Genomic DNA, 19,668 nt, shown 5'->3' on the forward strand with positions numbered 1-19,668 from the left:
ACCAACAGACGCCGGGACTTATCCGGCCGGAGAATTCATACAGCGAGCCCGACGTTCGTCTACCCGTTTTGCAAACCATGCGGTGGTCAGATTACGCGTGATCTTCGGGCTTTCCAGTTGAATCCCCGGCAACATCTCTCTCGGTAGCGCTTTGCCTGCTTTGGTTTCCGCCAGCTGATACACCTTCTCGTACAGCGCCGTCTCTTCGAATGCCAGACTGTCGCCTTTCTCCAGTTGGCGACGAATCTCGCTCTCACTCATTCCCAGTGTGTTTGCCAGTTTACGTATCGCCAATTCTGTTTTGCCTGGCTCTTTGCTGTCGTAACGGATCAGATCGCCATCAAGCGCCAGTTTTACACCGCTGGCTTTGGCCACCGCATTCTGGAAAGCCGCATTACGACTGGCATACCAGCCAGCGTTAAAATCGGCGAAACGGAAAATAGGCGCACTGTAATTCGCAGGATAATTCAGCAGATGGTACGTACCGAACCACAGTCCGCCCCGGCGGGAGAAGACCTCCTGGCGCACCGTGCCTTCCATTTTCCACGGATACCCTTTGGTATGCTGCTCGGCAAACGCGATGCTAACCTGCATTGGGCCACCCGTGTGAACCGGATTGAGCGAACCAAACAGCGTCTGCCCCATGGGCACCATATTAATAAAATCATCAAAAATGGCGCTGAGCTGTTTCTCCGTTTTCACCGAGTCCAGACGTTCGCTGTAGCTCTTCCCTGTCGGGGAATTGATTTTCAACGCCGTATGGACCAGGAAAACGGGGATGTGCATACGCTCGGCACGTTTGTCGATCTCCTGCCAGGCAATTTTACTCAGGCCAGGCACGGCGGGGTCCGCCTGATAATTTGACTCTTGCTGTGCCACCGCCAGTACCGAACAAACATTTTCAACCGTCGGCGCCAGCCCCTGACTCTCAAAAGCCTTTGCCAGATCCTTCGCCCATGCCTCCCTGTCTTTCACACTTGCCGGCATTTTCTGGCGTACCACGCCTGCCACATCTACCGGTTTTTCACCCTTTTTTAAGGGCTGCGAGGGTTGGGTACTACAACCTGCCAACACCAGCACAGCCAGTAATGATAAGGGATAAAGACGGGATACCGCCGGCATAATGTTTCCTTTTGTTAGCCAAATGTGTTGGTCACTTCCTGAATTTCTTGCCCATCCAGTTCACGTTCAAAGCTGCGTAAACGTTTATAGATAGACATCAGCTCAACCAGCGTGGTCCACGAATTAATCAGATACTGGAAGGAGCCGCGCACCTGACCAAACACGTTGGTGATTTGCGTCATCAGACCCAACGTAATGGTACCCGCAACAATCGACGGAAACAGCAGGAACAGACCGAAAACATTATCCACCTGCAAATAGAGGATGCGGGCAATGTTGAAATACATATAGTGAAAATAGAGGCGGAAATAGTTCTGGCGCACCGCGCTGAATAATTCCCGTATGGTGGGCGGCGTAGCGCGACTGCCGTCATCTTCGCCGTAAACCAGTTCTTTACGATAAGCCGCTTCAACGCGCTGGTTTTTAAATTCCAGCCCCGGCAGTTTGATCCCCACCACGGCCAGCAAGCCGGTCCCCATCAGCGACCAGACGATCGCGGCAATCACCAGACCGTAAGGAATATGCCCCACCACCGGCAGTTCCGGCACATGCGCGGAAAGCGTGACCAGCACCGGCAAAAAAGCGATCAACGTCATGATGGCATTAATGAAACTCACGCCCATATCTTCGAGGGTAGATGCAAAGCGCATGGTGTCTTCCTGCACACGCTGCGCGGCGCCTTCAATGTGACGCAGGTGCTGCCAGTGCGCCATATAATGTTCGTTCATGGCGGTACGCCAGCGGAACACATAGTGGCTCACAAAGAAATTGTTCATCACGCCGATGACCACAGCGATCAGTGCAATACCGAGAAACACGCCCACTTCATGATAGAACTGCCCGATAGTCACTTTATGTGGCGAACTTAATGCCGTCTGGATCAAGTCATAGAATGGGGCATACCAGGCGTTGACGGCGACCCCCACTTCAACCAGAAACCAGGTGACGAAGATAATCAACGACGTGCCAAGAATTGACCAGTACTGCCAGCGGTGCGGGCTATAGATAAACCAGAACAGCGCAAACAGCCCCACGCAAATAATGTAGTAAGCGTAAAAAACCAGGTAGTCCAGCGACCAGAATCGCGCAGCGCTGATGGGAATATTACCGGACGCGCCCGTGATATGCGCAACCCAGGTTCCCCCACCCGCTTGCCAGAATATGACGGCAACCAACGCCCAAATAAATGCCGAGATAAAAAACGGCCCCGGCTTGGGGAAAAAAGACTTAAACATGATGCTCTCCTGCTAACTTCTTATCGTTATGACGACTGCTGCTTATTTTTGCGCCATAAACGGCGGTAATGCAGATCTGCGCCCACGAAAAACGAGACGGAACCGACCATTGTGACCAGGATCGTGGCGCTTAGTTCGCTTTCCAGGCTTCAGGAATTGTTTCGACGGGTTTCACAAAAACGAAATTCTCCGGCGTCCCGAGGTTACCACAAGCGTGGGATCACAAAAGCGAACTTTCACTCTCAAGAAAAAAAGCCCCATTTACTCGCCGTTACGTTTTTCACACTATCATTGCTCTATTTAGCGCTTTGCAGGCGCCGCTGAGTAGTATATACAACAAATCGTTCAGATCGCGTCGAGGCGGTCTGAAAGAAGAAGTGTGTAAACTCACACTGTTCTCTTCAATTAACTTATGGACACCACCGTTGAAACGTAGTCTGCTTTTTTCTGCCGCGCTGTGTGCGGCGTCATTGACACCTGTCCACGCGGCCCAACCGGGCCTCGATCCGGTTTTTGCTTCCGATATCGTCGATCGTTACGCCGAACATATTTATTACGGCAGCGGCGCCACGGGAATGGCGCTGGTTGTGATAGATGGAAATCAACGTGTGTTCCGTAGCTTTGGTGAAACACGACCAGGAAATAACGTCCATCCGCAGTTAGATTCTGTCATTCGTATTGCGTCGCTCACCAAATTGATGACCAGTGAAATGCTGGTGAAATTACTCGATCAGGGTACGGTGAATCTGCACGATCCGTTGAGTAAATATGCGCCCCCTGGCGCACGCGTACCGACATATCAGGGAACGCCGATTACGCTGGTGAATCTGGCGACCCATACCAGTGCCTTGCCGCGTGAACAACCTGGCGGTGCGGCGCATCGTCCGGTCTTTGTCTGGCCGACCCGTGAACAACGCTGGAGCTATCTCTCTACCGCAACTTTAAAAGCGGCGCCGGGTTCGCAGGCATCTTATTCTAACCTCGCGTTCGACCTGCTGGCTGACGCACTGGCAACGGCCTCAGGCAAGCCTTACACCCAGATTTTTGAAGAGCAGATCACCCGTCCGCTCGGAATGAAAGACACGACGTTTACCCCCTCGCCCGATCAGTGCAAGCGCCTGATGGTCGCGGAAAAAGGCGCCAGCCCGTGCAATAACACGTTAGCGGCCGTTGGCAGCGGCGGCGTGTACTCAACGCCAGGGGATATGATGCGCTGGATGCAGCAGTATCTTTCTTCTGATTTTTATCACCGCAGCAACCAGGCTGACCGCATGCAGACACTCATCTATCAGCGCGCGCAGTTGAGGAAAGTGATCGGCATGGACGTCCCTGGCAAAGCTGATGCCCTGGGGCTGGGTTGGGTTTACATGGCGCCGAAGAACGGGCGTCCGGGGATAATTCAGAAAACAGGCGGCGGCGGTGGTTTTATTACCTACATGGCAATGATCCCACAACACAATGTCGGCGCGTTTATCGTGGTAACGCGTTCTCCGTTGACCCGGTTTACCAGTATGAGCGACGGCCTCAACGAGCTGGTCACGGAGTTGAGCGGAAATAAACCGCGGGTGGTTCCCGCATCCTGAGTTAGTACTCTGAAGGCAAACGAGTGATGCCAACCAGTTTGCCTTTATTCATTACGATATAACCGCCCTTACGTAGAGCAGCAAGCACTTCGGCAACAACGGAGCGTGAAATCCGCGTTCTCTGGTGAATATAATTCATAACACCAATGCGAAAACGCAGTTCTTCATCCCACTCATTCATTGAGATCAACGTTGCCCGGATTTGTTCATAGGAGTTATGACCAATCAGCTCTAAATCACGCAATTCCATAATACGGTTTTTCCATGCCAGCCAGCAAAATGCCTCACGCCACAGATTATTTTTTTCAATTATGTTTATCGTTTGAGAAGAAGGAAGATGATATCCAGCGCAATTACCTTCCGTTATTAATTTATACTGCATATCATTTTTCATAACACCATCAGACAGCCCAATGATAAAGGGAGCCTGAGCAATACCTACAAGTATATGTTCTCCTCTCCATAGAGAAACGGCACCACTTAAGATAACAAACGTATTGCCCTTATGGTTATCATTAGAAAAAACAGTTTGTTTTTCGTTACACAACTCGAAGCAAGTGCCATATTTAGACAAACATTGATCGAGTTTACCAAATTCATTAACTGGTTTACTCAACGAGAGCATTTTTCGTCCTATGCAATAATGCCCATCAAATCCTTGACGGGCATTTCTTAGATTAAATAACTTTTAGTAATTTCCTCAGGGAGAAATAATTACCAGGTATATTTAACACCCACGTTTGCGGCCCAGTCTTGATCTACGTCACCACCACCGAGATAGTTAGCATCGGTATAAGCGCTGAAGTTTTTGGTGAAGCTGAACTGAGTACCCAAGCCAACACGTACCGCAGAACCTTCGGTGCCGTTGTCGATAGAGTCGCCGTTTACGTCAGCATCGTTGTTGGCGTCGTCGTAAACGTAGGCCAGTTTGAAGTACGGAGTCAGAGCCTGATCCTGGCTGTAAGTGAAGGTATAACCTGTATCTACACCCAGTTCATAGCGCATGCTGTCGTATGACTGGCCGTCAACTTTCATGTCGTTGCTCAGCTGGTAGTCATCACCAGACTGGAACAAGCCAGATACGCTGCCGTACGGAGTGACATAACCTGCATCACCCACTTTCCAGTCGTAACCCAGTTTCAGACCGAAGCCCCAGGCATCAGAGTTGGTGCTGCCGTCAACGTAAGTACCGTCGCTCATGGAGGCAGACAGATCGTTGTTGAAGTGAGAGTAACTCAGGCTACCATCAACAAAAATGTCGTTCGCAAAGTGAGCAGAAGAGTAGATGTAGGCAGTCTGACTGTCTTGATCCACCTGACCTGTACGGTCATTCATATCGCCTTTCGCAAAGCCTGCTGCCGCACCCACAGTCCACTTAGCGTTGTTACCGTCAACTTTGGTATCAACACCCACCATGATGCCGTTGACATCCTGATCGTAGTTAATGGTGCCGTTGTCGCCGTTGAAGTTACCACCAAAGTAACTAACCCATGCGCCACCATTATCTGTCAGGCCATGACGCGAGTTGCTCAGACGCGTACCTACGGTATCCTGCTCCAGATTCCAGATATTGCTGTTAGCAGACGGAATGCTCAGCGCCATGTTCGCGTAGTCGGTCAACTCCATCTGTTGCATTACAACTGTATTGCCTTTCTGCTCAGCCTGATAAGTGTAAGCGCCCAGATCGGCTTTGTTTGCCGCAGAGAAGGTTGCGGTGCTGTTCTTGTCATTCACATAGATCAGCTCTTTACCGCTGTAGTCAGCAACGGAGCCTGCACCTGTCGCGTTGTCGATACGTACTTTGTAGTTACCGGTTGCAGCTGCAACGTGGTCACCTGCATTATCCACTTCGGACTGGTCAGCAGAACTGTCGGCATCGCCATTACCATTAATGGTCAGGTGACCATCAGAGTTCATCGCAACCACACCGTAACCGTAGTTAGACTTCGTGGTGTCATTGGTACGGTCGTTGGTCAGGTCGGCATCCAGCACATAATCGCTGCTGTGAATGTCGAACACACCGGCATGGATATTACCGCCAGTATCAGTCGTGCTGGTCAGATTCAATACATCTGTACTGAACGGGCTGGCATCATACTGATCAACATTGACATCCAGCAGACCGCCGTTAGTCACGGTGATGGTGTTGGCATACAGCGCGGCATCAGCCTCATTCCAGCCAGCAGAGACATCGTCAGCCAGAGATACGGTACTGTTGTCGATAGTCAGAGTATCCGTTGCAACATGACCATCTTCTCCGATATTCAGGGCAGAACCGCCGGTCAGAGAGATGGAGTCAGAAACCAGTCGGGAATCCGCTACATTGACCTGAGAGCCGCTGTTGATGCTCAGCGTATCAATCAGAGATGCTTTGGTGGTATCCCACTCAGAACCGCCGTTCAGCGTTACGTTGAACAGACCGCTTTGATAAACTTCGTTGCCAACAACGTGACCGTCTTCATCATAAGCGGTACCGTCACTGTTAATGCCATAGGTGGACGATGGCCACAGGCTATTGGCTGCGATATCGATCAATGTTGCAGTCGCATCAGTACCCGCAGCTACGCTGTCATATACACCATCACCATCGGTATCGACCTGATGTACGGACATTGCCGCACCGACCCATTTGCTACCATTATTCAGGGTAACATCCATGCGGTCAGTACCATCCCAGCCGTTGGTGTCGACATTGGCGTCAGTATCACGATAGGAATCAGCACCGTTCGGGAAGAAGTTTTCGTCGAAGTTGCTGGAGAACACAACATCGCCCATCAGAGTAGAATTGCTGAGATTGACCGTCGTCTGCATCGCATTGTCTGCATACGGATTCGCAATTGCGGCAATCGCAACGTCATTAGCAGTCAGAGTATTGCTATAGTCACTTGCGTTATTGGTATTGCCGAACCAACCTGAAGTTCCTTCATCTGACCATGAACCTGAAGTCACGGTAGAATCAGTTACAGTGATGGTATTGTTGAACACTTCGCCGCTGTTTACGCCAGTGCTAACGGTGTTGTCGTCAATATCTTCCCACTCGTAGCCCTGGGTCAGAGTGATTCCCGCAACGTGTGAGTTATTTTGAATCGCCAGATCGACTTCCTGATCCAGCGTGATGGCGGTACCCAGGTTATAAACGTCTACAACGTGAGTATCGGCGGTACCATCAGTGTTAGTGCCATTATAGGTATAATGCTCGTAATTATCGTCGATCGTTGAGTTATCAACGGTGAGCGCCAGGCGATCATAAACATAGCCCGTATCACGACCATCTGCACAATCGCTTGTCATGCACTCGGAAGTAATCATTCCGTGCACGGTGCTGTTTTTGATTGTCAGGCTATTACTATTGGTATTCGTTGAAAGACCATCATCCAGATAGTAGGTTGAGATGACGCCGTTAACGGTCGCGTTATTGATTACCGGGTAGATATCACCGTTATAAACGCTATCGGTCGCGTAGTTGTTCCAGCCGACGTAACCATCATAATAAACGCCATCAGCATAAGTTGCGTCGTTATAGTGCGTAAACGTTGTGTAAGTAGTACCAGAAATGTCAGTGGAAGCATTTGCCTGAGAAGTGATTGCCAAAGTGCAGGCTAATGCTAATTTTGAGACTACGAGTTTCTTTTTCCAGGAGTGCATTTGTCATCCCTCCTCAGGGACGTAATATCGTTGATCCATCAATTATCAATGCGTAGAAAACATTATGTTTCGCAAGAAAGATTATGCGGTACCCACACTAAAAGGTTCAATTATTCTTTCCCGGCAGTCCGAAATCGGACAATAAACAAAAGCATCAGAAACCATCTAATAAAAACCAAAAAACACCATTAAAAATTAATGCGTTACATGTAAATAAAAAGGAGGAAACATACAAACCATCAATAATAAACCCAAGTAAAAACAAAACAACCAATAAATAACCAACGACCATTTAAATAATAACACAATAAAATATATTGACGTTTGAAATATGCGACAAATAACAATTCAACACACCAATATAAATATTTAGCCAGCTATAACAAAATATTGCTCAAATATTTATTTAATTAATCATGCAAGCAAAAGCATAAGGCCAACTTTCGTAAAACACTCGCGCGCAGGTTCAGGTATACTACCGCCTTCGATTCCACAAACATCAGGCATACCATGACAGACTTAATCCAACGCCCTCGCCGCCTGCGCAAATCTGCTGCGCTTCGCGCCATGTTTGAAGAGACAACACTCAGCTTAAATGACCTGGTGTTGCCGATCTTTGTTGAAGAAGAACTCGACGACCATAAAGCAATTGAAGCGATGCCCGGCGTCATGCGCATTCCAGAAAAGCATCTCGCGCGTGAAATTGAGCGCATTGCTAACGCGGGCATTCGTTCCGTCATGACCTTTGGCATTTCACACCATACCGATGACACCGGCAGCGATGCCTGGAAGGAAGATGGTCTGGTGGCTCGTATGTCACGTATCTGCAAACAAACTGTGCCGGAAATGATTGTCATGTCTGACACCTGTTTCTGCGAATACACATCACACGGTCATTGTGGCGTACTGTGCGAACACGGCGTCGATAACGACACAACGCTGGTCAATCTGGGTAAGCAAGCGGTCGTGGCTGCGGCGGCGGGCGCTGACTTTATCGCCCCTTCCGCGGCAATGGACGGTCAGGTACAGGCAATCCGCCAGGCGCTTGATGCCGCAGGTTTTACCGACACTGCCATCATGTCCTATTCGACGAAATTCGCCTCCTCTTTCTATGGCCCATTCCGAGAAGCGGCAGGCACGGCGCTGAAAGGCGATCGTAAAACCTACCAGATGAATCCGATGAACCGTCGTGAGGCGATCCGCGAATCACTGCTCGACGAAGCGCAGGGCGCTGACTGCCTGATGGTGAAACCGGCTGGCGCATATCTGGATATTTTGCGTGATATCCGTGAACGCACCGAACTGCCGATCGGGGCTTATCAGGTAAGCGGCGAATACGCGATGATCAAATTTGCCGCCATGGCTGGCGCGATTGATGAAGAGAAAGTGGTGCTGGAAAGCTTAGGCGCGATCAAACGTGCTGGCGCAGATCTGATCTTCAGCTACTTTGCACTGGATCTGGCTGAGAAAAAAATCCTGCGTTAAGTTGTTTTGCCGGATGGCGGCTTCGCCGTATCCGGCCTACAAAAATGTAGGTCCGGTAAGCGAAGCGCCATTAGTCATTCATCAGCCCGCCCGGAAGTAAGGCTTATCGCCCAGGATAGTCGCCCGGTGCATAATGCGCCGCTGCGGCGGGTAATCGGCGTTGGCGTAATGTTGCGTCACCCGATTATCCCAAATCGCCACATCATCGGGTTGCCAGCGCCAGCGCACCTGGAACTCAGGTTTTGTGATGTGGGCAAACAGGAGTCCGAGTAGCGCTTCACTCTCTTTTTTCGTCACATCGACAATCCTCGTGGTAAAACCTTCATTCACAAACAGCGCCTGCTTACCGCTCACCGGATGGGTACGCACGACCGGATGCAGCAATGGCGGGTGTTTTGCCACCGCCTCTAACCAACGCTGATGATCGTCTTCGCTTTTGCGATATTTATATTCCTGGAACGATTTGCGGAAATCATGCTCCGCGTGAAGGCCGCTCAACAACTGGCGAAAAGGCGCTGAAAGAGCTTCGTACGCCGCAATCCCACTGGTCCATAATGTATCACCGCCAGTTGACGGCAACTCTTTGGCCGCCAGAATCGCCCCGGCAGGCGGCGTTTCAATAAACGTCACATCGGTGTGCCAGTTGTCGTTGTCTGGCGGATTGTCGTTGTGGGTATCCAGCACGATAATCTCATCGACCCCTTCGGCATGCGGGTAGACCGGATGAATATGCAGCTCGCCGAAACGCAGCGCCAGCGCGCGCTGTTGCTGCGGCGTGATGGCCTGCTCGCGCAGGAACACCACCTGATGGCGCAGCAACGCGTGATACAGCTGTTCAAACTGGTTATCGCTCAGCGGGCGGGTTAAATCCGCACCGGAAACCTGCGCGCCAATATACGGCCCCAGCGGGGTAATACTCAGACGTTCACTCATTGTACTTCTCCATGCCAGGGCGTCAGGCGTCGCTGGAGCGCACGCAGACCCAGTTCTAAAAGAAAGGCAATCACCGCAATCACCGCGATCCCCGCCAGCACCACATCGGTCGCCAAAAATTCCCCCGCCGACTGCACCATAAAGCCTAAACCTCGCGTTGCCGCAATCAGCTCCGCTGCGACCAGCGTTGACCAGCCAACGCCCAGCCCAATACGTAATCCGGTGAGAATTTCCGGTAACGCGCCGGGCAGGGTAACAAACCACAGCACCTGCAGGCGGCTGGCGCCCAGCGATCTTGCCGCGCGAAGGCGAACCTGCTGCGCGCTTTTTACTCCCGCCAGCGCCGACATCGCGACAGGCGCAAAAATAGCCAGATAGATCAGCAGGATCTTGGACGTCTCGCCAATGCCAAACCAGATAACCATCAGCGGTAGATAGGCGAGCGGCGGCACCGGGCGGTAAAGCTCAATAATGGGATCAAGAATGCCGCGTACCGTCGGACTTAACCCCATCGCGATCCCGACCGGAATACCGATAATCACCGCTGCCAGCATCGCCAGCACAATACGGGTAAGACTGGCTGCCAGATGTTGCCACAGCGTGGCGTCCATAAAGCCCTGTGGCCCGGCGATGGCGATCAGCTTTTGCAATACCTGCTCCGGCGGCGGCAGAAACAACGGGCTGATCAACTGCAACGCCGCCACCGTCCACCACACGGCGAGGATAACCGTCAGCGTTGCGAGACTTAACGTTATCTGTCGCGAGAATGGCCAGCGCCATTTCAACGTCCGCTGACGCGGTTTATCACCAATCACCACACTCATGAAAAGGCCTCCCGTTGCTCAAAGACGCGGCTTAACACATATTCGCGGGTCTCAATAAACTGCGGATCGGATTTAATGCTGCGACTCGGTTCGCCCGCAACAAAACGGCGGGCAAAGTCCAGCGGCAGGCGTTCCAGCACCCGGCCTGGCCCTGGAGACAACAGCACCAGTTCGGTGGCCATAAATACCGCCTCCTCAATATCATGCGTAATCAGCAGTACCTTTTTGCCCGTCTCATGCCAGAGCGTCAGCAACAGGGTTTGCATCTGCTCGCGGGTAAAAGCATCCAGCGCGCCGAAAGGTTCATCCAGCAACAAAAGCTGCGGATTCGCCGCCAGCGCGCGAGCAATCCCCACCCGCTGGCGCTGCCCGCCGGAAAGCTGCCAGATAAAGCGTTTTCCCGCCACTTCCAGCCCGACCTTTTTCAGCATCTCCTGGGCTACCTGCTGACGCTGCGCTTTCTCTACGCCCGCCAGTTGCAGACCAAAAGCGACGTTATCCTGCACGTTACGCCAGGGAAGCAGACCTTCGTGCTGAAAGACCACACCACGCTCTGCGCCCGGGCCATCCACCGGTTTGCCATCCAGCAGGATGCTGCCGCGCTGATACGGCACAAATCCGGCAATCAGGTTCAGCAGTGTGGTTTTTCCACAGCCCGACGGCCCCAGCACCACCAGCAGTTCGCCGCTGTCGAGCGTCAGGCTGATATCGTCCAGCGCCGGTTTACCGCCGTAATCCGCAAAGAGATGGGAAATTTGCAGCATCAACGCCTCCTTTATTGCACGAAGCGGTCGGTGACGTACTGGCTGTAATCTGTCGCCACGGCGGGCACTTTGCCCTGCTCTTTGAGGAACTGTGCGGTGTCGATAATCGCTTTGTTTACCGGTCCGGTGAGTTCAGCCGTCTGTTGTTGCGGCGTCAGATAGGTGTTGCCTTTCACCAGTCCCGGCACGTCAGCTTCGGGTACACCGCTTAAGCGCGACAGTTTGCTGATGTTTTCTGGCTGTTTCAGCCATTCTTCAGGATTCGCGAGATAGGGTTGCTGGGCATCGATGGCGCTTTTGGCGAACGCTTTCACCACCTCCGGATGCTTCTCGGCAAAGTCTTTACGGACTACCCAGACATCCAGCGTCGGCGCGCCCCACTCCCCCACCTTTTCGGAGTCGGTCAGCACCTTGCCGTCTTTTTCCAGCGCGTTCACCGCAGGCGCCCAGACGTAGGCGCCGTCGATATCCCCGCGCTGCCAGGCGGCAATAATCGCAGGCGGTTGCAGATTCACAATCTCCACCTGGCCGGGCTTAATCCCCCAGTGCTTTAACGCCGCCAGCAGGCTGTAATGGGTGGTCGAAATAAAAGGGACGGCGATCCGTTTGCCGATCAAATCTTCGGGCTTGCTGATGTTTTTCTTCACTACCAGTGCTTCAGAATTGCCGAGCTTTGACGCCAGCAGAAAGACTTCAATCGGTACCTGCTGGCTGGCGGCTACCGCCAATGGGCTGGAACCGAGATTGCCGATCTGCACATCGCCGGAGGCCAGCGCACGAACGATGCTCGCGCCGCTGTCGAACTTGCGCCAGTCGACGGTGGCCCCGCTCTCTTTGGCGAATGTGTTGTCTGCCTGCGCCACCTTCGCCGGTTCCGCAGATGTCTGATACGCGACGGTGACGTTAACCGCCTGAGCCTGAAAAGCGATGAATGCCAGTGCGGCAATGACGGTGTTACGCGATGTTAAAGCCATATTGTCTGCTCCCCTGTCTTGTTATGGGGGCAGTATTTCGTGGTGGCGGGGTTTGATAAAGGAATTAAAAATTCTGGCTAAGAACAAAGCGTTTTTAGAAAAAAAGTGGCAATGGTTAGCGATTTTGCGCAGTAACAAGAGACACGCCTGGCACCAATGCCGGATACAGATGCCCCAGACAAAACATTGCAATTTTGTTACATTCATTACATAAATACGTCCCGGTGATTGCCAGCACAGTGCTGACAGGCATCATAGGGTCATAATTTGGCTAGAGAAGATGAATATGATTCGTGTTGTGCTGGTGGATGACCACGTGGTGGTTCGTTCCGGCTTTGCGCAATTATTAGGCCTCGAAGACGATCTCGAGGTCACCGGTCAATACAGCAGTGCTGCCGAGGCATGGCCTTCTCTGATACGCCATGACGTCAACGTCGCCGTAATGGATATTGCCATGCCGGATGAAAACGGCCTGAGCCTGTTGAAGCGACTGCGCGCGCAAAAACCCGACTTCCGCGCCATCATCCTCAGCATCTATGATACGCCAGCCTTTGTGCAGAGCGCGCTGGATGCCGGAGCCAGCGGCTACCTGACCAAACGCTGCGGACCCGAAGAGTTAGTGCAGGCAGTACGTTCCGTCGGCATGGGCGGCCATTATCTGTGCGCCGACGCGTTACGGGCGTTACGCGGTGGTAACCAACAGCCGCAGGTGCTGGATGTCCTCACCCCACGAGAACGCGAAGTGTTTGATCTCCTTGTGAAAGGTGAAAGCGTAAAGGAGATCGCCTTCCGACTCGATCTGAGCCATAAAACGGTTCACGTGCATCGCGCGAATGTGCTGGGCAAACTACAGTGCCACAGCACTATCGAGCTGGTGCATTTCGCGCTCGACCATCAGTTGCTGACGGGGCATTAAATGTCACGCAGCGTTCGTCACTGGGTGATCTCACTGTTCATTGTGTTGGCCTGGGGAACGGGCTGGTTGATGCTGTGGACGCTTGGATTTTATCTGACCCATAACGGTCAGCAGGCGGCGCTGTTTTTGCCGCACGGCGTCTATCTTGCGCTGCTGATCCTGCTGTCGCGCCGCTACTGGCCCGCTTTGGTGCTGCCACCGATACTGATGCTGCTCTGGCTACACAACGAGCAGTTGCTGAATGGGTATATTCTGCTGGCCGCACCGCTCATTAGTCTGATCCCCGCCAGCATTACTCAGACTTTCTGGCACCGGTTTCCCCTTTACTGGCAACGGCTAACGCTGCTGCTAGCGGCGGTTACCGCGACCTCATTACTTAACACCGCCCTGCTTTCACCGTTTATGAAAATCCCGGCGATGCTGCCCGGCCTCGCCTCGTTTACCGGGGGCGTGCTGCTGACGCCGTTCGTTTATCTGATCTTCGAATTTTTGCGCCAGCAGCATCGCTATCATCTGCTGGGGCTGGATACGAGTAACCCTCCGCTGCGCACGTCGCTCATCATCTGGTGCAGCCTGTTCTTTATTATCGGTATCGGCACTCAAATGGTGCTATCGCCAGAAATTGAACGCCTGCTGCTGATTGTTGTGTTTTTGCCCAACGTGGTCATGGCGTGGAAGTTTGGCTGGCAGGGCGGCGTGCTCTCCGGCCTGTTAGGAAGCATGATGATCACCATTGCCCGTCAGGTCGGCGTGGGATTCAGTAATCTCATTGAGCTGGAGATCTTCCTGGCAACTCAGGCGCTGCTCGGCATTGGTCTGGGAATTGCCATTAGCCGCCAACAGCATCTGGCGCAAAACCTGCATCACTATCGTCAACGCCTTGAGGCCGAATTAGCAGCCCGACGGGCGTTGACTGAAAAACTGATCCACACCGAGGAAGACACGCGAAAAAACCTCGCGCGCGAACTGCACGACGAAATCGGCCAAAACATTACCGCCATTCAGATCCAGTCACAGCTGGTGAAACGGGCGCGCGATCCAGAGCAAACGCTGGCTGCCGCCGCTCAAATAAACGATCTTGCCCGACGTATTCATCACTCGACCCGCCAGTTGTTACGCCAGTTACGTCCGCCCGCCCTCGATGAGCTGTCGTTTAAAGAGGCGTTGCATCATCTGGTCAACGAATTTGCCTTTACCGAGCGCGGCATTACCTGCCGCTTTGATTACCAGATAGCGCAACCGCCAGAGAGTGAAACGGTGCAATTCACCCTCTACCGCCTGTTACAAGAGCTACTGAATAACGTCTGTAAACATGCCGGTGCCAGCGAGATATCCATCGTGTTGCGCGAGCACAACGCACTCTTACATCTGGAAGTGAAAGATAACGGCGTGGGTATCATCTCAACAAAAATCCCCGGATTCGGTATTCAGGGAATGCGCGAACGCGTGAATGCGCTTGGCGGAGAATTGACGCTGGAATCGCAGCACGGCACGCGGGTAATTGTTAACTTGCCCACAGTTTTGCAACAAACCCCGTATTAACCAGGAAAAAGTCTTAGTCACTGCGGACTTTCTCTCATCCCCTTTGGTTTTCACTTTCCTATAGTCAGCGCAAACGGAGACGCCATGCACGCACGCCCAGCTACTGAAACAGACCAACAATACCGGATGCTACGTCCCCGGTTGCTGATGTGCATGGTCATCGGGTACGCCGCGTTTTATCTGACGCGTAAAAGCGTGAACTACATACTCCCGGCGCTGCAAACGGATCTTGGACTGGATAAAGGCGATATCGGCCTGCTGGGGTCGCTGTTTTACCTGACCTACGGCCTGTCGAAATTCACCGCCGGGCTATGGCACGACAGCCACGGGCAGCGCTGGTTTATGGGCGCAGGACTGTTCGCCACCGGACTGCTGAACGTGGTATTCGCCTTTGGCGAGTCACTGACGTTGCTGCTGGCGGTCTGGACGCTAAACGGATTTTTTCAGGGCTGGGGATGGCCGCCCTGCGCCCGCTTGCTCACCCACTGGTATTCGCGCAACGAACGCGGTTTCTGGTGGGGCTGCTGGAATATGTCGATCAACATTGGCGGGGCCATTATCCCGCTCATTAGCGCCTTCGCCGCCCATTCATGGGGCTGGCAGGCGGCGATGCTGACACCGGGGATCATCAGCATGGCATTAGGTATTTGGTTGACGCTGCAACTGAAAGGTACGCCCCAGGAAGAGGGATTACCAACGGTAGGTGAATGGCGACATGACCCGCTGGAACTCCGTCAGCAGCAGCAAAGCCCGCCGATGGGGTTAGGGCAAATGTTACGCACCACAATGCTGAAGAACCCGATGATCTGGCTGCTGGGCGTCTCTTACGTGCTGGTCTATCTGATTCGTATTGCGCTCAACGACTGGGGCAACATCTGGCTGACGGAAAGCCACGGCGTCAATCTGCTCAGCGCCAACGCGACGGTGATGCTGTTTGAAGTCGGCGGGTTGCTTGGCGCACTGTTCGCCGGATGGGGCTCAGATTTACTGTTCAGCGGCCAGCGGGCACCGATGATTTTGCTGTTCACGCTGGGGCTGATGGTCTCCGTCGCCGCGCTCTGGCTGGCGCCTGTGCATCACTACGCGCTGCTGGCGGTCTGTTTCTTTACGGTGGGCTTCTTTGTCTTTGGCCCGCAAATGTTGATTGGCCTCGCGGCTGTCGAATGCGGACACAAAGCGGCAGCAGGCTCCATCACCGGTTTTCTCGGCCTGTTTGCCTATCTGGGCGCCGCGTTGGCTGGCTGGCCTCTGTCGCAGGTGATTGAACACTATGGCTGGTCCGGGATGTTCAGTTTGCTCTCGGTCGCCGCCGTATTTATGGGTTTATTGCTGATGCCGCTATTGATGGCGGGTATTACAACCTCTCCCGGTCAAAGGATAAAACAATGAAAAAAACGCTGGTCACTACCCTGATTGCTTCCGGCATTGCGCTGGCAACCTTAAGCGGTGCAGCACAGGCCAAGGGTCGCCTGGTGGTTTACTGCAGCGCCACCAACGAAATGTGTGAAGCGGAAACCAAAGCCTTCGGCGATAAATATGACGTGAAAACGTCGTTCATCCGTAACGGTTCTGGCAGCACGCTGGCGAAGGTCGATGCCGAGAAGAAAAACCCGCAGGCCGATGTCTGGTACGGCGGCACCCTCGATCCGCAGTCTCAGGCCGGTGAAATGGATCTTCTACAGCCTTACAAATCGCCGAATCTGGAGCAGGTAATGGAGAAATTCCGCGACCCGGCGAAAGTTAAAGGCAACTACTCTTCTGCGGTCTACGTCGGTATTCTCGGCTTTGGCGTTAACACCCAGCGTCTGAAAGAGAAAAATCTGCCGGTGCCGAAGTGCTGGAAAGATCTGACCAAACCTGAATACAAAGGCGAGATTCAGATTGCCGATCCGCAAAGTTCCGGCACCGCTTACACCGCGCTGGCGACCTTCGCCCAACTGTGGGGCGAAGACCAGGCCTTTGATTACCTGAAACAACTGAACGCCAACGTCTCTCAGTACACCAAATCCGGGATTGCCCCGGCGCGTAACGCGGCGCGTGGTGAAACCGCCATCGGCATCGGTTTCCTGCACGACTATTCGCTGGAAAAAGAACAGGGCGCACCGCTGGAGCTGATCTCCCCGTGCGAAGGGACCGGCTATGAAATTGGCGGCGTCAGCATCCTGAAGGGCGCACGTAACCTCGACAACGCCAAACTGTTCGTCGACTGGGTGCTGTCGAAAGACGCACAGGAACTGGCATGGAAGAAAGGCAAGTCCTATCAGATCCTGACCAACACCACTGCTGAAACCTCACCGAACTCGCTGAAGCTCGATGACCTGAAACTGATCAACTACGACATGGATAAATACGGTTCTACAGATGTACGTAAAGCATTGATCAATAAATGGGTCAGCGAAGTGAAGATGGGTAAATAAGCATCACGATGACTTTCTCCAGGTAAGGTTACGTAGGCCGGATTAGGCAACGCCGCCATCCGGCAATTATCGTCACCCTGAATGCCGGATGGCGCCTACGCTTATCCGGCCTACGTCAGGATTGAGCACCGGAAAACGTATGTCACACACACTTGCACTCCATCCCGTGAAAAAACGGGATGCGATATTCCTTTGGGTTTTGCTGGGCTGGCTGGCGTTTGCCCTGCTGCCAAGCTGGAGCCTCGATTACGGCCTGCTGGAATCCACGGGCGATGAAATTCTTGAGTCCTACGGCTGGTCTCAGTTCAATATCAGCTGGTTATGGTATCTGCTGCCGAGTCTGCTGCTGGTACGCCCGTTCCAGGAGGCGAAACGCGAACAGCGTAGCCGCCATTACCTTGACGCGGGCTGGGCGCTACTGTGCATGGCGTTTATCGTCATCAGCGCCACCATTGAAGGGCGCGGTTTAGGCTATGCGACTATCGTGCTGTTTGTCGCGCTGGGCGCGATCATGACGCTGGCGCTGACCCGCCTCGAATGGCTGGGCGGCGACCGTTTTGTGATCGGTTCACTGGTCGCCATCGTGGCACTAATCGGCGTCTTTATCGTCTGGCCGAGCATCGCCATTTTTATCCCGATGTTCACCAACGACGCAGGCGAATTCGCCCCGCTGGCGTTTATGACCGTGCTGTCGCAGGCGCATATTATTCAGGTGATCCTCAACTCCATCGCCCTGTCGATTGCGGTGGGCGTAGGGTGTACCTTCTTCGGGCTGGTGCTGGCGATCTACACCACCCGCATCGCCAAACGCAGCGCCATTATCGGGCGCATCTTCTCCATTTTGCCGATCGTCACGCCGCCGTTTGTGGTCGGGTTAGGCGTCACGCTGATGATGGGCCGCTCCGGCTATGTCACCGAGCTGATGGTCGACTGGTTCGGCTTAACCAATACCAACTGGCTGTACGGTTTTACCGGAATCTGGCTGGCACAGGTGCTGGCGTTCACCCCGATGGCCTTTATGATCCTCGACGGGGCGATCAAAACCATTCATCCCTCGCTCGAAGAGGCGTCATACACTCTGCGCGCCAGCCGCTGGCAGACCTTTAACGGCGTCTTTGTTCCGCTGCTGAAACCGGCGCTGGCGAACGCGTTTTTGATCGTGATCGTCCAGTCGCTGGCCGATTTCAGTAACCCGCTGGTGCTCGGCGGTAACTTCGACGTATTAGCGACGCAAATCTACTTCTACATCACCGGCTCGCAGCTCGATTATCAGGCTGCCAGCACCCTCGGCGCGTTCCTGCTGCTGTTCTCACTGCTGGTGTTCTGCATCCAGTACATGTGGATCGGCAAACGTTCTTACGTCACCGTTTCTGGTAAGTCCTACCGTGGCGACGTGCAGCCGCTGCCGGTGACGCTGGTGTGGAGCGTGATCGCCATTCTGGCGGTGTGGGTAGCCTTTAACGCCCTGCTCTACGGCAGCATTTTCTACGGCAGTTTCACCGTCAACTGGGGCGTGGACTACACCCTGACGCTGGATAACTTCATCAAGCTGTTCGGCCAGGGGATGAGCGACGGGGCGTGGCCTTCACTGCTTGATACCCTGCTCTACGCCGGCATCGCCGCGCCGATCACCGCCGCCTTCGGTTTGCTGATCGCCTGGGTGGTGGTACGCCAGCAGTTCAAAGGTAAAAAGACCATTGAGTTCACCACCATGCTGTGCTTTGCCGTACCGGGTACCGTGGCGGGCGTCTCGTATATTCTCGCCTTTAACAGCGCCCCGGTTTACCTCACCGGAACGGCGGCGATAGTGATTATCTCAATGGTGATGCGTAACGTACCGGTCGGCATCCGTGCCGGGATCGCTGGCCTCGGTCAGATCGACAAATCACTCGATGAAGCCTCCCTCAGCCTGCGCGCCGGGAGCTTACGCACCATTACGCACATTCTGCTACCGCTGCTGCGCCCGGCGATCCTTTCGGCGCTGATCTACAGTTTCGTACGCGCCATTACCACCGTCAGCGCTATTGTCTTTCTCGTCACGCCGGACACCCGCGTGGCAACGGCCTACATCCTGAACCGCGTGGAAGACGGCGAATACGGGGTGGCGATCGCCTACGGCTCGATTCTGATCGTGGTGATGCTGGCGATTATTTTCCTCTTTGACTGGCTGATCGGGGAAGCTCGAATCTCCCGTTCAAAAGCCAAAAACCAGGCGTAATGGAGCGCAC

Annotated in this window: 15 protein-coding genes; 7 read left to right on the top strand and 8 right to left on the bottom strand. The window is 53.5% G+C overall.

Annotated features, from left to right (window positions below):
* Positions 1–18: 18 nt before the first annotated feature.
* Both P2W74_RS17645 and sbmA read right to left on the bottom strand, forming a co-directional pair.
* Complete coding sequence (locus P2W74_RS17645) at positions 19–1,122, bottom strand: DUF1615 domain-containing protein (RefSeq protein ID WP_276292631.1); 1,104 nt, start codon at positions 1,120–1,122, stop codon at positions 19–21.
* Positions 1,123–1,136: 14 nt separating this feature from the next.
* Complete coding sequence (gene sbmA, locus P2W74_RS17650; protein ID WP_276292632.1) at positions 1,137–2,357, bottom strand: peptide antibiotic transporter SbmA; 1,221 nt, start codon at positions 2,355–2,357, stop codon at positions 1,137–1,139.
* Positions 2,358–2,782: 425 nt separating this feature from the next.
* Here sbmA and ampH point away from each other — a divergent pair, with 425 nt between their 5' ends.
* A complete protein-coding gene (gene ampH / locus P2W74_RS17655) occupies positions 2,783–3,940 on the top strand; it encodes a D-alanyl-D-alanine-carboxypeptidase/endopeptidase AmpH (RefSeq protein ID WP_276292633.1) in 1,158 nt (385 codons plus the stop codon).
* 1 nt (position 3,941) lies between these two features.
* Here the strand turns inward: ampH and iprA are convergent, their stop codons facing one another.
* Both iprA and ehaB read right to left on the bottom strand, forming a co-directional pair.
* The gene (gene iprA / locus P2W74_RS17660) at positions 3,942–4,565 is read right to left on the bottom strand and encodes a hydrogen peroxide resistance inhibitor IprA (protein ID WP_276292634.1); all 624 of its coding nucleotides are present in this window, start codon (positions 4,563–4,565) and stop codon (positions 3,942–3,944) included.
* An 89-nt stretch (positions 4,566–4,654) separates the two neighbouring features.
* On the bottom strand, positions 4,655–7,585 hold the full coding sequence (gene ehaB, locus P2W74_RS17665) for an autotransporter adhesin EhaB (protein ID WP_276292635.1): 2,931 nt from the start codon (positions 7,583–7,585) through the stop codon (positions 4,655–4,657).
* Between the two features lie 510 nt (positions 7,586–8,095).
* On the opposite strand from ehaB, the gene hemB reads away from it, so the two are divergent.
* Entirely contained in the window at positions 8,096–9,070 is a 975-nt protein-coding gene (hemB, locus tag P2W74_RS17670; RefSeq protein WP_276292636.1) for a porphobilinogen synthase, read from the top strand.
* Between the two features lie 81 nt (positions 9,071–9,151).
* Here hemB and tauD read toward each other — a convergent pair whose 3' ends face one another.
* The 4 genes from tauD to tauA are packed head-to-tail and all read right to left on the bottom strand — an operon-like array spanning position 9,152 to position 12,565.
* Entirely contained in the window at positions 9,152–10,003 is an 852-nt protein-coding gene (gene tauD / locus P2W74_RS17675; RefSeq protein ID WP_276292637.1) for a taurine dioxygenase, read from the bottom strand.
* Complete coding sequence (gene tauC, locus P2W74_RS17680; protein WP_276292638.1) at positions 10,000–10,827, bottom strand: taurine ABC transporter permease TauC; 828 nt, start codon at positions 10,825–10,827, stop codon at positions 10,000–10,002. Before tauC ends, tauD begins: the two co-directional genes overlap by 4 nt.
* Positions 10,824–11,591 (bottom strand): taurine ABC transporter ATP-binding subunit, encoded by a 768-nt coding sequence (gene tauB, locus P2W74_RS17685; RefSeq protein ID WP_276292639.1) that lies wholly within the window; start codon positions 11,589–11,591, stop codon positions 10,824–10,826. The genes tauC and tauB overlap by 4 nt, the downstream gene beginning before the upstream one ends.
* 11 nt (positions 11,592–11,602) lie before the next feature.
* Positions 11,603–12,565 carry a taurine ABC transporter substrate-binding protein gene (gene tauA, locus P2W74_RS17690; protein WP_276292640.1) on the bottom strand — a complete coding sequence of 321 codons (963 nt, stop codon included), beginning with the start codon at positions 12,563–12,565 and terminating at the stop codon, positions 11,603–11,605.
* 286 nt (positions 12,566–12,851) lie between these two features.
* Between tauA and P2W74_RS17695 the strand changes: the two genes are divergently transcribed.
* From P2W74_RS17695 to P2W74_RS17715, 5 genes are all read left to right on the top strand, one after another.
* Complete coding sequence (locus P2W74_RS17695; protein ID WP_276292641.1) at positions 12,852–13,481, top strand: response regulator transcription factor; 630 nt, start codon at positions 12,852–12,854, stop codon at positions 13,479–13,481.
* Positions 13,482–15,023: an MASE1 domain-containing sensor histidine kinase gene (locus tag P2W74_RS17700; RefSeq protein WP_276292642.1), complete on the top strand. Its 1,542-nt coding sequence runs from the start codon at positions 13,482–13,484 to the stop codon at positions 15,021–15,023.
* Positions 15,024–15,107: 84 nt separating this feature from the next.
* Positions 15,108–16,412 (top strand): MFS transporter family glucose-6-phosphate receptor UhpC, encoded by a 1,305-nt coding sequence (gene uhpC, locus P2W74_RS17705; RefSeq protein ID WP_276292643.1) that lies wholly within the window; start codon positions 15,108–15,110, stop codon positions 16,410–16,412.
* Positions 16,409–17,440, top strand: coding sequence for an ABC transporter substrate-binding protein (locus P2W74_RS17710; RefSeq protein WP_276292644.1), 1,032 nt, complete (start codon positions 16,409–16,411; stop codon positions 17,438–17,440). The genes uhpC and P2W74_RS17710 overlap by 4 nt, the downstream gene beginning before the upstream one ends.
* A gap of 139 nt (positions 17,441–17,579) precedes the next feature.
* Positions 17,580–19,658 (top strand): ABC transporter permease, encoded by a 2,079-nt coding sequence (locus tag P2W74_RS17715; protein ID WP_276292645.1) that lies wholly within the window; start codon positions 17,580–17,582, stop codon positions 19,656–19,658.
* Positions 19,659–19,668: the final 10 nt, after the last annotated feature.

It is taken from the genome of Citrobacter enshiensis, assembly GCF_029338175.1.
GTDB lineage: Bacteria > Pseudomonadota > Gammaproteobacteria > Enterobacterales > Enterobacteriaceae > Citrobacter_D > Citrobacter_D enshiensis.